The sequence below is a fragment of the Pseudoalteromonas sp. 3J6 genome, assembly GCF_903995135.1.
In the GTDB taxonomy this organism is placed as follows: Bacteria; Pseudomonadota; Gammaproteobacteria; order Enterobacterales; family Alteromonadaceae; genus Pseudoalteromonas.
Genome location: NZ_LR877185.1, coordinates 3,926,446 through 3,943,793, shown reverse-complemented (window position 1 = coordinate 3,943,793; position 17,348 = coordinate 3,926,446). Strand labels below are relative to the sequence as shown.

Here is a 17,348-nt window from a genome sequence, read left to right as displayed (position 1 = left end):
ATTTTGTAGCTGATAGCTGATAGCTGATAGCTGATAGCTGATAGCTGATAGCTGATAGCTGATAGCTGATAGCTGATATCTAATTTCTTTTATTTTAGCTACAATGCGCAGCCATCAGTTTATAGGTAATTAACCACAGTGACCCAGAGTTTAAAAAATTCAGTTTTAGCATTACGTGCTCAGCAAATAAGTGAATCTCGACGTGAGTTTAATGCTCGTGGTGGAAAAATGGATCGTTGTGATCAATGCTTAATTGCCAAGCATTACTGTATTTGTGAGGGCGCTGAGTACGCAAGCTGTAGCGCTGCAGTATGCTTACTTATGTATCACAATGAAAGTTTTAAACCGTCTAATACAGGGCGTTTAATTGCGGAAATAGTTCCTGATAATTATGCGTTTCGTTGGGATAGAACCTCCCCAGATCCTGCTTTATTAGCATTGTTGAATAATGATAAATATCAGCCTTTTGTGATTTTTCCGGCTGAAGATGTTGGAACTGATAGGGTGGTAACCCAGGTTGAAACGCATGCAGGTAAACAGCCATTGTTTATATTTTTAGATGGTACATGGCGAGAAGCTAAAAAAATGATTCGTAAGAGTCCTTATTTAGATAACTTACCTGTGCTTTCTATTACCGCAGAAAAACTCTCTGATTACCGATTACGTGTAGCGCCTCATGCTCATCAGTTAGGTACGGCAGAAGTGGCTATTATGGTATTAGCATTGGCTGGTGAAGTTGATGCGAGCACTAAATTAGAACAGCATTTTATTAAGTTTCGCGACGCTTATTTACTTGGTAAGCGTAACAAAGGCAGGCCGGAATAAAGTGCAGGGTATTAATACGAAAAAGCTGAATTTGACGCTTGAGTATAGCCTAAACATATATAATTTGGCTGACCGCTGACTTTCAGGCAAAAGAAAAGCGCGAACCATCTCTAGTCGCGCTTGCGGAATCTTCTAACTTTGTTGCATCCTGCAATTGAACCTAATCAACTCCAATTTTTACGATCCGTGTTATTACAATATTACTTTCTAGTTCTATGTAATATAGGCTATCCGGGCCTGTCTCCATAAATCCCTAAAACATCCTGTAAGGTAAAATCTATTACCAATCCTTATTGCACATCCGAGTGCATTCCCTTTGTTACCATTCCGTTGTGTTGCCTTTAAGGCCTGTCCTTTTTGTTCCCTATCCTTTATAAACAACTATTCCGCTGTTGTTATCCATTATGCATCATCCTGATGCTATCCCTTGTGCAACAATCCATTGCGATACTCATCCTGAGCCTGTCCTTAAATCCCTGTTATCCTAAAAACCAAACCTTGGTATTCGAGTAGTTAATCCGTTTCCATTTACTCGGTAAGCGTCGTTGCTTATTTATGGGTTAATTATAGAGAGTGATTTGCAGTAAATGTAGGATAAAACCGCTTATGGTTTATGTTCTTACAAATGAAATATTTATAAATTATTTAAAATACAATGGCTTGCTGTATTTATGGGGTGTTATGCAGGGTGTTTTTACTCATTTACTGCCATAAGCGTAAGAGATATCTTACAAGGGTTTTCTTTTTTGGGCGTATTTATCACTAAGTAATTATATAAAGTGTGCACTTTTTAGTTCATCGCGGTAAAATTAATGATAATAATTATTAGTCAGGTAAGAAAATATGAAAAAAACACTAGCGCTTGTCGTTGGACTAATTGTCTCAGCACCTGCTGTTGCAACCGATGTTGTGAATATTTACTCATTTAGACAACCTTTTTTAATTAAACCTATTTTAGATGATTTTACACAGCAAACAGGCATTAAAACTAATGTTGTGTTTGCTAAAAAAGGCTTAATAGAACGTGTTAAGCGTGAAGGCAAGCACAGCAAAGCAGATTTAGTATTAACCTCTAACTTTAGTGCGTTAATTCAGTTAGAAGAGCTAAAGCTAACGCAAACAATTGATAGTGAGCAGGTTAATAATAATGTGCCGGCTGCATTTCGTGATGGCGATGGTCAGTGGGTGGCGCTCACTAAGCGAGTGCGAAATGTTTACTCTTCAAAAGAGCGTTTAGGTCCATTACCTGAGCTGAGTTATGAAGATTTAGCCGAACCTGAATATAAAGGTCAAATTTGTACTCGCTCTGGTAAACACCCTTATAATTTAGGGTTAGTGGCTTCTATGATTGCTCATCATGGTGAAGTACAGACTAAAACATGGCTTGAGGGTGTAAAAGCGAATTTAGCGCGTAAGCCGCAGGGAAATGACCGTGCGCAAGTGAAAGCCGTTAAAGAAGGTTTATGTAATTTAGCTTTAGGTAACAGTTACTACTTAGGTAAAATGTTGCAAGATGAAGCGCAAAAACCGTGGGCAGATGCGGTTAATATTAATTTTCCAAACCAAACTAACCGTGGTTCGCATATTAACGTATCGGGTGCGGTAATTACTAAGTATGCTAAAAACCCTGAAAATGCCTTGAAACTTATAGAGTATATGACCGACAATAAGGCGCAAAATATGTATGCCTCGCTCAATATGGAGTATCCGGTCAAGCCAGGTGTTAAGCTTTCAAGTTTGGTTGCATCATGGGGAAGCTTTAAGGAAGACAGCTTACCGCTTGATGAAATTAGCAAATATCGTCCGTTAGCCCTTAAGCTAATTGATGAGGTGAAGTTCGATCTTTAATGACTTATAAATTTCAGCTGTCGAAGTGGCAGCTTATTGCGTGGTCGACAGGGTTATTACTGTCGACCCCGTTGTTTTTTCTGCTAGTAGAATCTTTACAAGGCGACTCAGAGGTATTTACCCACCTGTGGAATACCGTGCTGTGGGACTATATAAGTAATACCGTATTGCTGGTTTTAGGTGTAGGGTTACTTAGCTGTCTTATTGCGTTACCACTGGGTTGGCTCACCGCTTATTGCCGTTTTCCTGGCAAACAACAGTTTGAATGGGCATTGATGCTGCCGCTTGCCATGCCTACCTATATTATTGCTTATGTGTACACCGATTTACTCGACTACGCGGGGCCGGTACAAATAACACTAAGAGAGTGGTTTGGTTGGCAATCACCCAGTGATTACTGGTTTTTTGATATACGCACTTTGCCAGGGGCTATCATCATGATTGCGCTGGTACTCTACCCGTATTTATATTTAATTTTTAAAACCGCACTACGTGAACAATCCTTTAAATTAGTCCAAGCAAGCCAATTAATGGGATTAAGTGCATGGAAAAGCTTTTTTAAAGTAAGCTTGGTGCTTTCTCGTGGTGCTATTGTTGCTGCGCTGGCTTTGATCAGTATGGAAACTATGGCTGATTTTGCTACCGTTAGCTACTTTGCAGTCAGTACATTAACCACCGCAGTATACGATACTTGGTTTGGTTATTACTCCTTAACTGCAGCAGCAAAAATTTCAGGGGTGATGTTGTTACTGCTATTCTTAGCATTGATCACCGAGCGTTTTAGCCGTCGTAACCAAGCTGTATTTGAGCGTCAGTCAAGTGTGAATAGTGAGGCGCTTTATATTCTTAAAGGTAAGTCTGCATGGTTAGCAACAGGCTTTTGTAGCCTTATTTTAATAATTTCATTTATTATTCCCATGGTTGTTTTGCTCAAGTATGCAATCACGTATTTTGATCAAGCGTGGAGTAGTGAATTTTTTAGCTATGCATGGCAAAGTTTGAAAGTGGCTGCAGTAGTGAGTGTAGTGACTATTGTATTGAGTGTTTTAGTGGTGTTTTATCAGCGCATTGCAAAACAAGTAAACCCACTTATACCTGGGCGCTTAGCAAGTACCGGGTATGCACTACCTGGGACAGTATTAGCTATTGCTGTATTGTTGCCACTCACCCTATTAGAAAATACTATTAACCGTATTCTGACTCCTTATAACTTAGATATTGGTTTATTACTTACTGGTAGTTTACTAACGATTACTTTTGCTTATATTGTGCGTTTTTACGCAGTTGCTCATGGTGCCATAGAATCAAGCTTTTCACGTATTAGCCCCTCGCTTGATATGGCAAGTCAGTCAATGGGGAAAAGCCAAGGCCACACGTTACGCTTAGTGCATTTGCCTTTATTACGCCGAGGCTTATTAACCGCTGGTTTATTAGTATTTATTGAGTGTATGAAAGAGCTGCCCGCAGCCTTACTGTAAAGGCCTTTTGATTTCGAAAGTTTAGCTACGCACGTGTTTCAATATGTTAGCGACGAACAATTAGAGCTGGCCTCCATATCAGCTTTATTTATAGTGGTGGTAGGTTTTATTCCGTTATATTTTATTAACCGTTCAATGGAGCAACGTAGTTAAATGAGTAGTTTGATTTTACAAGGTGTAAGCTATGCATATGACGGGACTAAGGTTGTAGATGATTTAGACTTAACCTTAGGTAAAGACGAAATAGTGTGTTTACTCGGTGCCAGTGGCTGCGGCAAAACCACCACGCTTAAAGCCATTGCAGGGTTAATTGAAGCCAAACAAGGACAGGTATTTATTGATGGTAAGTTAGTCAGTGACGCCAATACGTTTGTGTCACCAGAGCATCGTAATATTGGCATGATGTTTCAAGACTACGCATTATTCCCACATTTAACGGTGGCGAATAATATTGGCTTTGGTCTAAGCGGTATGAGCAAAACGGATAAACAGGCTCGCGTGGATGAAATGTTAAAACTTGTGCACTTGGTTGGTTGTGCCGATAGATACCCACATCAACTCTCTGGTGGTCAACAGCAACGGGTAGCGATTGCGCGTGCATTAGCTTATAAACCCAGCTTACTATTGTTAGATGAGCCGTTTTCTAATATTGATACCCAAGTCCGATTTGAGTTAATCGCTGATATAAGACGTATTATTAAAGCTCAACAAGTGTCGGCAGTATTTGTTACTCACTCAAAAGAAGAGGCGTTTGCATTTTCAGATACACTGGCGGTTATGCACCAAGGTAAAATTGCGCAGCAAGGCACCCCAGAACAGCTTTTTGCTAAACCAAGTTCAAAGGAGGTTGCAGAATTTCTGGGTCAGGGCATATACTTAAGCGCAACTGCATTAACAGCCACTGAATATGAAACGCAGTTTGGTGTGGTTAAGTCAATACTGCCACAGCAACACGCAGTGGCTGAAAAGGGGGTTATTTATGTGCGTCCACACCAGCTTGAGCTTGCCACTAATAACAATAACGAGCTGCTGCAGTGTGAGTGCGTTACAATACTAAGTAGTCGTTTCATCGGCTCTGCCTATGTATACACTGTGGTTATTGCTGAACAAGAAATAGAAGTTGCAGCTCAGTATGGCCAGTCATTTGAAATTAATGAACAGGTTATAATAAAAATAAAACCGCACACTGTGAATTTTTTTGAATCGTAATTAATCACTGTGTTTTGCTCTAAAAAGTAAGGAATAACAATGGTGCAAGCGCAATCAGGGATTTGTGCTGAAGCAAACTTACACGGTTTGCACTTATTTTTTAATGTACTTGATGGTCACGACGAATCACTTCGCGCTAAGCTTAAAAAAGTGAGCGATATTGAAGATGAGTTTAGTGATCAGTTTTCTGAATCTATGCTTTCTTGCATGGTGGCAATTGGTGCGCAATATTGGCCACATATTTTACCTGACTTCATGCCAAGTGAGCTGCAAAGCTTTCCTAATATTACCCATAGCGACTTTGTTATGAGTGCAAGGCCATGTGATTTGTTTGTACAAATCCGCTCAGACAGAGAAGACGTGAATCATTTGTTTGCACTACAAATACTCAAACTATTCACCCCTGATGTTGAGCTGGTGGAGCAAATTCGTAATTTTCGCTTTTTAGATGGCCGTGATTTTAATGGCTTTATTTATGCGGGCGATACCCCACATGGCCGTCAAAAGCGTGTAACGGCATTAATAAACAAACCGGATAGTTTTGAAGACCAAGGTAGTTACATTCATGTGCAGCGCTTCAAACATGACTTGAGCTTGTGGCAGCATTTGTCATTACATGAACAAGAGCAAATAATGGGTCGCACACGCCTTGATAATACCTTACTCAGCCCCGCACTTGAGAGCAGCCATGCGACCCGCAGTGAATTAAAAGATGACCAAGGTCAGGCACTGTTACTTAACCAAAGCATGCCTTATGGCGATGTGTATGAGCAAGGTATGTTAGTGATTACGTGCTCTGCTAAAGGGGATGCATTCGAAAAAGTGCTAACTAGCCGACTAGGGCAGGGAGAGAATTATGATCACTGGCTTGATTTTACTCAGGCGGATATGGGCTCTGCATTTTTTGCCCCCTCAGTACGATTTTTAAAGCAGTTATAACAATTACAAAACGGCTATGTATTATTCATAGCCGCCTTTATTACAGCGTTAGTGATTAAACTGTATCAAATAAAATACGAACACGCTCTAGTGTGAGGTCTATTTCTGAGATTTTAGCTGGTGCTATAAAAATAGTATCATCGCCGGCAATAGTGCCTAATACGCCATCAGCTTTGCCTAATGAGTCAAGTAAACGCGCAATGAGTTGAGCAGCTCCAGGGCTGGTGCGAATAATAATCATCATTTCGTTATGCATAATATCAATAACGAGCTGGCGCAACGGGCTCTTAGCGGTTGGTACCCCCATTTCAGCGGGTAAACAGTATACCATTTCTTGTTTTGCATTACGGGTGCGTACCGCGCCAAACTTACTTAACATTCGCGACACTTTACTCTGGCTAATATTATCAAAGCCTTGCTCTTTTAACGCATCAACTATTTCGCCTTGTGAGCCAAAGTTTTCTTCTTTTAAAAGTGCTTTAAAGGCTTTAACCAATGCTTCTTGTTTATCTTGTGGTTGCATAGTGTCTAATTAGTTATGTAATAGATACTGCAAATTCTACACAAAAATGCATAATTATGCAGCAGATGTTTGCTTAAGTTGCCATTTTGCTGCGTTTAAACAGCAAAGTTTACAACTATGGTCGAAAATATAGCTAAAATAAGCAGGATAAATTTGTTTTTAGTCGTTAATTTCTTTATCTTATGAACCACAAATATTTCCTACCTCAAATCACGGAGAATTCCAATGAAAGTTGCTGTATTAGGTGCTGCAGGCGGTATCGGTCAAGCGTTGTCTTTATTATTAAAAACAGGCTTACCAGCTGGCTCTGAATTATCACTATATGATGTTGCGCCAGTAGTTCCTGGTGTTGCTGTTGACCTTTCTCACATCCCAACAGATGTTAAAGTTGCAGGTTTTGGTGCAGACGATTTAGATAAGGCACTAACAGGCTGTGATATCGTTCTTATTCCAGCGGGTATGCCACGTAAGCCTGGTATGGATCGTGCTGATTTATTTAATGTTAACGCTGGTATCATCAAAACATTAGCAGAAGGCATTGTTGCTAACTGTCCTAAAGCGCTTGTGGGTATTATTACTAACCCAGTTAACGGTACTGTACCAATTGTTGCTGAAGTATTTAAAAAAGCAGGAACTTACGATGCTAAGCGTGTATTTGGTATTACAACACTCGATGTGATCCGTTCAGAAGCGTTCATTGCTGAGCTTAAAGGCGTTGACGTAGCAAGCGTTAAAGTTCCAGTAATTGGTGGTCACTCAGGTACAACTATTCTACCGTTACTTTCTCAAGTTGAAGGTGTTACTTTCACTGATGAAGAAGTGGCTGCACTGACTCCACGTATCCAAAATGCGGGTACTGAAGTAGTTAATGCTAAAGCGGGCGGTGGTTCTGCAACATTATCAATGGGTGCTGCTGCTGCACGTTTTTGTATGTCTTTAGTTAAAGGCTTACAAGGTGAAGACGTTGTAGATTATGCATACGTTGCTGTTGAAAATGGTGATGCAGAGTACTTCGCACATCCAGTACGTTTAGGTAAAAATGGCGTAGAAGAAATTCTTTCTTACGGCACACTAAGCGCATTTGAAGAGCAAGCAAAAAATGACATGCTTGAAACTCTGAAAAAAGACATTAAAGAAGGTGTTGATTTTATGGCGTAATAGCCAAAATTAACCCATAAAAAAAGCCTGCATTTGCAGGCTTTTTTATTGCTCGGAATTATCTACACAGTATAACTTAGTGGTCGCGATCAACCGCTATTCTAGCTAAGCTAATTAATGCTTGCTTGTAATTCGACTCAGCTAAGCAATCTAAACAAGCAATCGCTTTCTCTGCTTCTTGCTCTGCTTTTTGCATAGTGAACTCAAGGGCATTGGTATGTTTAAGTGCAGCGAGTATCTCATCTAGATGCGCCATACCATTACAGTGCTCTATTGCATCTCTTATTAACTGTGTTTGATGCTCGCTACCGTGTTTCATGGCATAAATTAGTGGTAATGTAGGTTTGCCTTCAGCTAAGTCATCACCAATGTTTTTACCCAGTTGGTCGGCATCGGCGTTGTAATCTAAAACATCATCCACCAACTGAAAAGCAGTGCCTAAATGCATACCGTACAAATTGAGTGCGTTTAATACACTGTCATCTTGCTCAGTTATAATGGCAGCTAGCCCGGTTGCAGCTTCAAATAACTTAGCGGTTTTAGAGTAAATAACCTGCATATAACTGGCTTCAGTAGTATCTGGGTCATTACAGTTCATTAATTGCAGCACTTCGCCTTCAGCAATAATATTGGTTGCATCGGCCAACACTTGCATTATCTGCATTTTACCAAGGCCTACCATTAGCTGAAACGAGCGAGTATAAATAAAGTCTCCCACGAGGACACTTGCGGCATTACCAAACTCGGCATTTGCTGTGGGTGTGCCACGGCGCAAGTTAGATTCATCTACCACATCGTCATGTAAAAGCGTTGCGGTATGAATAAATTCAATAATTGTTGCTAGCGTAATGTGATCTTTGCCTTGGTAACCTAGCGCTTTAGCCGCCAAAATAGCTAACATGGGGCGAACACGTTTGCCACCGCTGTTAACAATATACAAACCAAGTTGATTAACTAACGCCACATCTGAGCGCATTTGCGCATGTATTAGTTGATTGACGTCATTCATATCGCTTTCGATTAACGCCTGGATAGCTTTTATATCCATTGATCTCCGAGCCAATTTTAATGTGTGAACGGCGCAGATTGTACAACAAAAAACGCATCAGCTCGATATTTTGTGATGATTCCTTAAAAAAACACCCTTAAGTAGGTTAAATGACCTATTAACTAGCTGAATAAATGATTAAACGGCGTGGTTTAATTTTGAATCACCCCTGGCGGTTAATTGAACTATATGGGCTTGCTTTGTTATTACAAATTTATTTTCTGTAACCGTTAAAAAGCGCTTGGCAAAGGGGGATTTTCATATAAAATAGGGGAAATATTGAATTGCCCTCAATGTAGCTACTTTTTATTCATTTAATTATAAAAATAGGCTTGCTAGTTATTTCGCGTTAGCGTAAACTTCGCGCCCTATCGAAGAATATTTTAGTTGCGCCGATTTGAGGGTGCACAGACGGAGTTAATTATGTACGCGGTTTTCCAAAGTGGTGGTAAACAGCATCGTGTGACTGAAGGTCAAACGATTCGTCTTGAAAAATTAGACGTTGAAACTGGTGCGGCAGTGGAATTTGATTCAGTACTTTTAGTTGCTGATGGTGAGAAGATCGAGATTGGTGTACCGTTCGTAAACGGTGGTAAAGTAACAGCTGAGGTTGTTTCACACGGTCGCGGTGAGAAAATTAAGGTTGTTAAATTTAGACGCCGTAAGCATTCTCGTAAGCAAATGGGCCATCGTCAATGGTTCACTGAAGTTAAAATCACTAGCATTAGCGCTTAATTAGAGGTACTTAGAAATGGCACATAAAAAAGCAGCTGGTAGTACTCGTAACGGTCGCGATTCAGAAAGCAAACGCCTAGGTGTTAAGCGTTTTGGTGGCGAATCAGTTCTAGCGGGTAGCATCATTGTTCGTCAGCGTGGAACTCGTTTCCACCCAGGCGCAAACGTAGGTATCGGTAAAGACCACACTATCTTCGCAAAAGCAGATGGTAAAGTTCAGTTTGAACAAAAAGGTCCTTTAAACCGTAAATACGTAACTATCGTAGCTGAGTAATCAGTAAGGTAGTTAAAAACCCCGCCTTTGCGGGGTTTTTTGTTTTAGGCAGCTCTAAATATATACCTAAGTGTTTTTATGCTCAGTGTGCTCTATAGGCCACTTAGGTATATAATAGAGTTATTAACAAGCCAATCCCTAAAGTGAGTAATCATGAAGTTTGTAGATGAAGTAGAAATTCGCGCAGAAGCTGGTGACGGTGGCAGCGGCATCGTGTCTTTTCGTCGTGAGAAATATGTTCCAGATGGTGGACCTGATGGCGGTGACGGTGGAGACGGTGGTAGTGTTTATCTACAAGCTGATGAAAACTTAAATACCCTTATTGACTATCAATTTGAGCGTTTTCATAGAGCAGAACGTGGTACTAACGGTCAAAGCCGTAATTGTACCGGTAAAAAAGGTGAAGATCTGATTGTTAAGGTGCCTGTTGGTACACGTATCATTGATGTTGATACACAAGAATCATTAGGGGATTTAACCCAAGATGGTCAACGAATTGTGGTTGCAAAAGGCGGTTTCCATGGCTTGGGGAATGCGCGTTTTAAATCAAGTACTAACCGTGCCCCTCGTCAAAAAACACTCGGAACACCTGGTGAAGTGCGTAACCTTAAATTAGAGCTAATGCTACTCGCTGATGTAGGTTTACTGGGTTTACCTAATGCCGGTAAATCAACCTTTATTCGCAGTGTATCGGCTGCAAAACCAAAAGTAGCAGATTATCCATTCACTACGCTTATCCCCAATTTAGGTGTTGTTCGTCCTGAAGCAAATAAGTCATTTGTCATCGCCGATATTCCTGGCTTAATTGAAGGTGCATCGGACGGCGCAGGCTTAGGTATTCGTTTCTTAAAGCATTTAGAACGCTGTCGTGTGTTATTACACATTATTGATGTTATGCCAGTTGATGGCTCAAATCCTGTTGATAATGCTTTTGCAATCATCAATGAGCTACATCAGTACAGTCCTAAGCTTGCTGAAAAGCCGCGCTGGTTGGTATTTAATAAAATTGATTTATTGCCTGAAGATGAAGCCAAAGCTCTATGTGAGCAAATTGCAGAAGAGTTAGGTGAGTCTGAAAATACTTATAGTATTGCTGCAATTAATAAATTAAATACTCAGCCATTAATTCACGACATCATGACGCTACTTGATAACATGCCTAAAGAAAAATTTGTTGAAGTTGCAGATGAAGAAGTTGAATTTAAGTGGGATACCTACCATCAAAAAGCCACTAAAGGCGATGATGATGACTGGGATGATTGGGATGAAGATGATTACGACGTAGAAGTTGTCTACGAGCGTTAACTATAATTGTATATATTTAAAAGGAGCTAACGCTCCTTTTTCTTTGATTAATAATAAAGTATTGGGTATTTAGTGTGATAATTTCAATGATTGCAGCAATGGCAAACAATCGTGTCATTGGCTTAGATAATAAAATGCCATGGCACTTACCTGGCGACCTTCAGCACTTTAAAAAAGTAACTTCTGGTAAGCCCGTTATTATGGGGCGTAAAACATTTGAATCGATAGGTAGGCCGCTACCTGGACGTCGTAATATTATTATTACTCGCAATACTGAATATCAAGCACCGGGAATTGAAACTGTAACCACTCCTGAAGCTGCACTTGAGCTTGTTAATGATATTGCCGAAGTGATGATTATTGGTGGTGGAAACATCTATCAACAGTTCTTAGAGCAAGCACATCGCTTATATCTAACCTTTATAGACTTAGATGTAGAAGGGGATACACAGTTTCCTGATTACCAAAGTGTTGCAAATTGGCAAATTGAAGATGAAATGTTGATGGCGCCTGATGAGAAAAATAAATATAGTTATAAATTCGTAACTTTGAATAAAGTCTCTTAACATTATTGCCAAAATCTGAGCGTGTTGGTACAATATTAAACAGTCGAGTACGAAAAAAGTATTAATATAGGGTGTCCAATCAATGATTAAATTACCGAAACTAGTTGTAATTGCTGCTATTGCAGCGGGTTCGTTTGCTTATACTGCGCCTGCAAGCGCTAATGACCAGTTAGCTGTTTCAGTTTGTGAATACATTGCTGGTGATGATAAAAACCGTCTACGTAGCAAATTAAAAAGTTCACGTGTGAAAGTTCGTAATATCTATGATGCAGTTTTTTGTAATGGTAATAACTTATTGCGTCATGCTGTTGCAAGTAATGCAGTTGATACAGGCGAGTACATTGTTAAAAACTTATCTAAGAGCTCACTTGAAGACGGTGCAGATATTGCTTGGGCTGAGGCAAATCATGCAGGCTCACCTTTAATCCCTATTATTAAAGACCGTGCAGGCCTTTAAATAAAAGCTTAATTAATAAAAAAAACCGCGTTTAAACGCGGTTTTTTATTTACTTAGATAAATTGTCATTTTACATCCTGTCTAACTACCTTTAAGTCTAATTCCCTCACGTATTTATCCTTATTACTCTTGTTACATAAATATGTCATAAAAATTCAATACTCTATGTGTATTTCAGTTTTGAGATATATTTATGCGTGTATCATTTTTTACCCGTTTACTAGCCATTTTACTAACATTTGCAAGTATCCTTCTAGCCGCGACCTTGTTATGGGCAAGCCATACATTACTAAAGCTTCAGCAACAAGATAGCGCATACAGCCATTTAAAAAATAGCATAATGGTTGAGCTTGCCAATCAATTAGAGAGTTACTTAGCGCAAGGTAATAGCCAATACTTAAAACAATCATCTACCTTGATTGAGCAACTTAAAGCCCAACAGTTAACGGTGCTTCCTCATGAGTTAGAAGCTCGTTTAGCTGAACAATTAACTTCATTAAATACAGATATTAATGGTAAATACAGATCACTTGGAAAACTCTCTGGCAATGAAACTGCGCTGTTAGATAACGCGCTTAGGCAAATGGCGGGCTCAGCCTCTTCACTTATTAATTATGCGCAAAAAGCATCAACGCAAGCCAGTAACGCTCTTAATTATTATAAATTAGCGAGTGATTATTACAGTGAAGTGGTTAATTTATCACTATCGACTTATCAACTGCTAAATAATTATCAACCTGAGATAGAAAAAAACCTGCAACAAAGCATAAAAACCCTAAACTTACTGGCGGTAAAAATTGAGCAGCTACCTAACTTAGGAGTAATGACTGAGGTTGATGAATTTGCTTTATTTGTAGATGAAGAACCTGAAGATTTGGCTGCTGAAATAAAAGCAGAGTTGGTGAGTTGGCCTAAACGTTATCTGCGTGATTTAAGCAGTACTTTATCGCAATCAAAACTACGTCGTTCAGGAACGAATGAGTTACGCGAACAAATTAGCTTACTATCAAATACAGTGATTGAGGCAGAGCAAACATTAAAAGCGCAGCAAGATACCGTAAAGCAACAAGTGTTCTGGGTGTTTGGAATAGCAATAGGTGGACTAGTAATATTAGCTTTTGGTGTTTATTGGGTACAGCGCAGACAGGTTTTACAACCTTTACGACAACTGCGAGATGGGTTTGCATTCTTAATCGAAAGTAATGAGTTAAAAAATATTACAGTGAATAACCCTAAAACAGAGGTGGGTGAAATAGCGCAGTATTTTAACCAGTTAATTGAACGCCAGCGTTTGGAAGCGCAAGAAAGAGCAGATATGCTTAATGTAGTCAGTGATTTCATGCAGCAGATGAGTGGGCATTTATACACGATAGGTCAAAAAAGTAATGCGAGTTATCAGCAGGTAAATCACAATGAAGAACTGCTTCTTAATATTCAGCAACTTGGCGAGCAGGTTAATCATATCAATGCTCAAGCTGCTGAAAATGCTCAAAGTACTTATGAAGCAATGCAACAAAGTGTTGGTTTTGCCAAAAGTATGCTTAATGCCAGTTCTGATACACAGCAGCGTATTGAGCAAGGTATGCATAGTGTTCAGGAATTACTGAGCGGGGTACAGGGAGTAAGCAATATTATTACGGTCATACGTACCATCGCTGAGCAAACAAACTTACTCGCGCTGAATGCTGCGATTGAATCAGCAAGAGCAGGTGAGCAAGGTCGAGGTTTTGCCGTGGTTGCTGATGAGGTAAGGCAATTAGCTATGCAGACTCAAGGTTCGTTAAAAGAGATTAATGATCAATTGGCGCTACTAAGCGAAAACTCTCAAGAAGTCTATAAACAAATCAATGCATTAACTGAGGATGCACAGTTACAAACTGCAAATGCTCAAGAGCTTAAAGCAAACTCTGAAGGAGTTGCAGATAATGCGCAGCAGGCTAATAAAGTTGCGATTGATGCAATGGAATTGGCTAAACAACAAAGTAATTTCCTTAGTGACTTTACTCTATCAATGCATGATATGAAAAGCCAAGTAAGTGAGTCGAGTGAATTAGTTGCTGATATAGGCTCGCAATTAGAGTTGCAAATGACATCTATTAAAGAAGGTTTAGGTTTAGATAACAACAGCGATTAATCGAAGACGAATTAAATATTAATCTGTATGCTAAAAGACTATTTAATTACCCTAAGGAATTAATATGATAGAGCAAGGTCAGACAATACCTGCAGTAAATTTATCTCAGCTTAGTGATAAAGGTATGCAAACACTCACTAATAATGAATTATTTACAGATAAAAAAGTTGTGTTATTTGCGGTGCCTGGTGCTTTTACACCCACTTGTTCGAATGCTCATTTGCCTGGTTATATCGCGCTAGCCGATAAAATTAAGGCTAAGGGTATTAACGCTATCTACTGTGTATCGGTAAATGATGCATTTGTGATGAAAGCATGGGGTGAGTCACAAAATGCAGAGCATATAGATATGCTGGCAGACGGTGATGCTAGTTTTACTCGTGCTTTAGGTCTTGAAAAAGATACCGCAGGCTTTGGTGGTTTGCGCTCGAAACGTTACGCTATGGTTGTAGATAATGGTGTTGTTAACCAATTATTTGTCGAGCAAGAAAAAGAATTTGTAATAAGTAGCGCTGAAGTCGTTTTAGCTAAACTATAACTAATCTGCGTTTATCAGTAAAAAAGCCGATACATATATATCGGCTTTTTATTAAAAGAGTAGATGGACTATGGCTGGTATTGACCACTTAGCGTTAAACCTGAGAAGGTTTGATACGCATTAACACTTAAATGCCATGTGCCTGCTTGAGGGTTGCTAAATGTACATGTTTCGGCGTTACCAGTTTTAAATGGGCGGCAATCATAGCTTGAGCTGGTTGGCTGACTACCAAATTTTACAAATAAGTCAGCATCACCAGTGCCACCTGATGTTGTTACAGTAAAGTTAGCCATGCCAGCAGGAACTTCTAGCGTGTAATGCTTCCACTGACCTGCTGTTGCAGAAACATCAGATACTGTACCGCCACCCGCTTGTGGTGTGCCTGAGTCTGAACCGCCTGTGATGTTACCGACTAAACTAACGCCAGTGTAGGCTGAGTAGCCGTTTAGCATTATATGATAAGTACCTGAAGTTGGGTTATCGATAGAACACTCTTCACTGTTACCTTCATTGTAAGGACGGCAATCATAAGTGCTCGTTGTCGGTTTACTACCAGCACGTACATACAAGTCAGCATCACCTGTACCACCACTCATTGTGAAAGTTACATTAGTAGCACCGCTTGGGACTGTCATAGTGTAAAAGTTTTGTGTACTTGTCGCACCGCTTAAGCCTGTTTTCGCTTGCCCATCAATAAGCTCATTATCACCTGATGTTGGCGGTGGTGTACCACCAGAGGCTGCTGCAACAGCAGCGGCAGCATCAACAATGCCTGTGCCACAGTTAGTACAAGTTGCTGGGAATGCACGAGTTGTTGTTTTTAAAATATTTTCTATTTCATCAGGTGTCGCGTTTGGTTTTGCTTGTTTGATTAACGCTGCTACACCTGCAACATGAGGGGCGGCCATTGATGTACCTTGCGAAAAACCATAGCTGTCGCTTGATGGTGTTGTTGAGCCTGAGTTGTAAGTAGATAAAACACCTTCAGAATCATTAGCAAAATTTTGTGCGCCACCCGGTGCTGCTACATCAATATTGCTACCATAATTTGAGTAATATGCGCGGCCACCGTTACGACCAACTGATGCAACATTAACAACTCCATTACAGTTACCCGGGTTGTAGTTTGCAGAATTATCGTTATCGTTACCTGCAGCTATTACAACAACAGAGCCGTTGTTACGTGCAGTATTAATCGCATTTTGAGTCGTTGAGCTACATGTACCTGCACCACCTAAACTCATGTTTATAACATCTGCAGGGTTTGGGTTTGTAGATGTACCTGATACGTTTCCGCCTGAAGCCCAAATAATGCCGTCAGCAATATCTGAGGTCAAGCCGCCACATTTACCTAATACACGTACTGGCACTACTTTGGCGTCGTAAGCAACACCAGCAACGCCTTCACCATTATTAGTCACAGCAGCGACTGTGCCTGCTACGTGAGTACCATGCCAGCTAGAGCCTTGTGCTCCATTATCACCACATTCTCCGGCTGCAACAGCATCCCCTGGATCGCGAGCATCGTTATCACGGCCATTGCCATCATTAGCGACTGATAGATTAGAGATCATATCGTAGCCAGGTAAAATATTGGCGTTTAAATCAGCGTGCGGACGGTAACCAGTATCTAGAACAGCTACAACCACGCCGCTACCTGTAGCAGTATCCCAGGCTGTTGGTAGATTTAGGCCACCGGCTTGCTCATAGTAATGCCATTGGTCGCCATAACGAGGGTCGTTTGGTGTTGCAAATGGCTTTAACATTTGATCGACTTCAATGTATTCAACATTGCCTGAATTGACCATTTCTTGCATAAACTGTTGTGCTTCTTCAGCATTGAGCTTTTTGTCGGCACGCATTACGTGATGATCATTTAATGCCATTGCACGGATATATTTAGCTTTAACTTTACCTTTTTTTGAGGTGAAGTTTTTTACAAAGCTTTGCGCTTTTTTATTCATCATTGCAGGCGATGCTTCAGCTGTTGATGTACTCATTATATCGCTACTATTTTTATATTTGATAATGAACTGAGTTTCAAACCCACCTTGATTTTGCATTTTAACTGAGGTTTCAGCCATTGATGGTGCGATTGCTTGTGCTGGATTTGCCATGCTTGAGCTGGCTGCAAATAGTGTACTTATTGTTAGCGCAACAGCGCATTTTTTAAATGAATTATTAGAAGTCATAATTACCCTTAGTTTTATTATTATTTGTGGAAAGCCACAAAGTGGGTACAAAGGTAAATGATCTGTTAATAATTTTGAAATATTAAATACGTATGTGCCTATCTCATTTAGTTATAACC

Annotated in this window: 15 protein-coding genes and 1 pseudogene; 13 read left to right on the top strand and 3 right to left on the bottom strand. The window is 40.0% G+C overall.

What is annotated here, in order from left to right; genetic code table 11:
* Positions 1 to 138 precede the first annotated feature (138 nt).
* From P3J6_RS18035 to P3J6_RS18015, 5 genes and pseudogenes are all read left to right on the top strand, one after another.
* Positions 139 to 825, top strand: a complete 687-nt coding sequence (locus tag P3J6_RS18035) for a tRNA-uridine aminocarboxypropyltransferase (protein WP_198523704.1) — start codon at positions 139 to 141, stop codon at positions 823 to 825.
* Positions 826 to 1,668: 843 nt separating this feature from the next.
* Entirely contained in the window at positions 1,669 to 2,673 is a 1,005-nt protein-coding gene (locus P3J6_RS18030; protein WP_178956613.1) for a Fe(3+) ABC transporter substrate-binding protein, read from the top strand.
* Positions 2,673 to 4,304: pseudogene (locus P3J6_RS18025) on the top strand (ABC transporter permease). Before P3J6_RS18030 ends, P3J6_RS18025 begins: the two are co-directional and overlap by 1 nt.
* Positions 4,305 to 5,360 (top strand): ABC transporter ATP-binding protein, encoded by a 1,056-nt coding sequence (locus P3J6_RS18020; RefSeq protein WP_198523703.1) that lies wholly within the window; start codon positions 4,305 to 4,307, stop codon positions 5,358 to 5,360.
* Positions 5,361 to 5,399: 39 nt separating this feature from the next.
* The gene (locus tag P3J6_RS18015; protein ID WP_138764887.1) at positions 5,400 to 6,299 is read left to right on the top strand and encodes a Dyp-type peroxidase; all 900 of its coding nucleotides are present in this window, start codon (positions 5,400 to 5,402) and stop codon (positions 6,297 to 6,299) included.
* A 55-nt stretch (positions 6,300 to 6,354) separates the two neighbouring features.
* Here P3J6_RS18015 and argR read toward each other — a convergent pair whose 3' ends face one another.
* Entirely contained in the window at positions 6,355 to 6,822 is a 468-nt protein-coding gene (argR, locus tag P3J6_RS18010; RefSeq protein ID WP_008466460.1) for a transcriptional regulator ArgR, read from the bottom strand.
* A 225-nt stretch (positions 6,823 to 7,047) separates the two neighbouring features.
* On the opposite strand from argR, the gene mdh reads away from it, so the two are divergent.
* Positions 7,048 to 7,980 (top strand): malate dehydrogenase, encoded by a 933-nt coding sequence (mdh, locus tag P3J6_RS18005; protein WP_008466462.1) that lies wholly within the window; start codon positions 7,048 to 7,050, stop codon positions 7,978 to 7,980.
* Between the two features lie 76 nt (positions 7,981 to 8,056).
* Here the strand turns inward: mdh and ispB are convergent, their stop codons facing one another.
* Complete coding sequence (ispB, locus tag P3J6_RS18000) at positions 8,057 to 9,028, bottom strand: octaprenyl diphosphate synthase (protein ID WP_138764886.1); 972 nt, start codon at positions 9,026 to 9,028, stop codon at positions 8,057 to 8,059.
* 423 nt (positions 9,029 to 9,451) lie between these two features.
* Between ispB and rplU the strand changes: the two genes are divergently transcribed.
* The 7 genes from rplU to P3J6_RS17965 all read left to right on the top strand — a co-directional run bounded on the left by rplU (position 9,452) and on the right by P3J6_RS17965 (position 15,037).
* Positions 9,452 to 9,763 (top strand): 50S ribosomal protein L21, encoded by a 312-nt coding sequence (gene rplU, locus P3J6_RS17995; RefSeq protein WP_138609006.1) that lies wholly within the window; start codon positions 9,452 to 9,454, stop codon positions 9,761 to 9,763.
* 16 nt (positions 9,764 to 9,779) lie between these two features.
* Positions 9,780 to 10,037: a 50S ribosomal protein L27 gene (rpmA, locus tag P3J6_RS17990; RefSeq protein WP_008114963.1), complete on the top strand. Its 258-nt coding sequence runs from the start codon at positions 9,780 to 9,782 to the stop codon at positions 10,035 to 10,037.
* A gap of 153 nt (positions 10,038 to 10,190) precedes the next feature.
* Positions 10,191 to 11,342: an Obg family GTPase CgtA gene (cgtA, locus tag P3J6_RS17985; RefSeq protein ID WP_138609008.1), complete on the top strand. Its 1,152-nt coding sequence runs from the start codon at positions 10,191 to 10,193 to the stop codon at positions 11,340 to 11,342.
* Positions 11,343 to 11,416: 74 nt separating this feature from the next.
* On the top strand, positions 11,417 to 11,908 hold the full coding sequence (gene folA / locus P3J6_RS17980) for a type 3 dihydrofolate reductase (RefSeq protein ID WP_171039647.1): 492 nt from the start codon (positions 11,417 to 11,419) through the stop codon (positions 11,906 to 11,908).
* Positions 11,909 to 11,990: 82 nt separating this feature from the next.
* Positions 11,991 to 12,365, top strand: a complete 375-nt coding sequence (locus P3J6_RS17975; protein ID WP_010391650.1) for a DUF3718 domain-containing protein — start codon at positions 11,991 to 11,993, stop codon at positions 12,363 to 12,365.
* A 193-nt stretch (positions 12,366 to 12,558) separates the two neighbouring features.
* The gene (locus P3J6_RS17970) at positions 12,559 to 14,499 is read left to right on the top strand and encodes a methyl-accepting chemotaxis protein (RefSeq protein WP_198523702.1); all 1,941 of its coding nucleotides are present in this window, start codon (positions 12,559 to 12,561) and stop codon (positions 14,497 to 14,499) included.
* 64 nt (positions 14,500 to 14,563) lie between these two features.
* Positions 14,564 to 15,037, top strand: a complete 474-nt coding sequence (locus tag P3J6_RS17965) for a peroxiredoxin (RefSeq protein WP_138609012.1) — start codon at positions 14,564 to 14,566, stop codon at positions 15,035 to 15,037.
* Positions 15,038 to 15,105: 68 nt separating this feature from the next.
* Here P3J6_RS17965 and P3J6_RS17960 read toward each other — a convergent pair whose 3' ends face one another.
* Positions 15,106 to 17,229, bottom strand: a complete 2,124-nt coding sequence (locus P3J6_RS17960; RefSeq protein WP_198523701.1) for a S8 family peptidase — start codon at positions 17,227 to 17,229, stop codon at positions 15,106 to 15,108.
* Between the last annotated feature and the right edge of the window lie 119 nt (positions 17,230 to 17,348).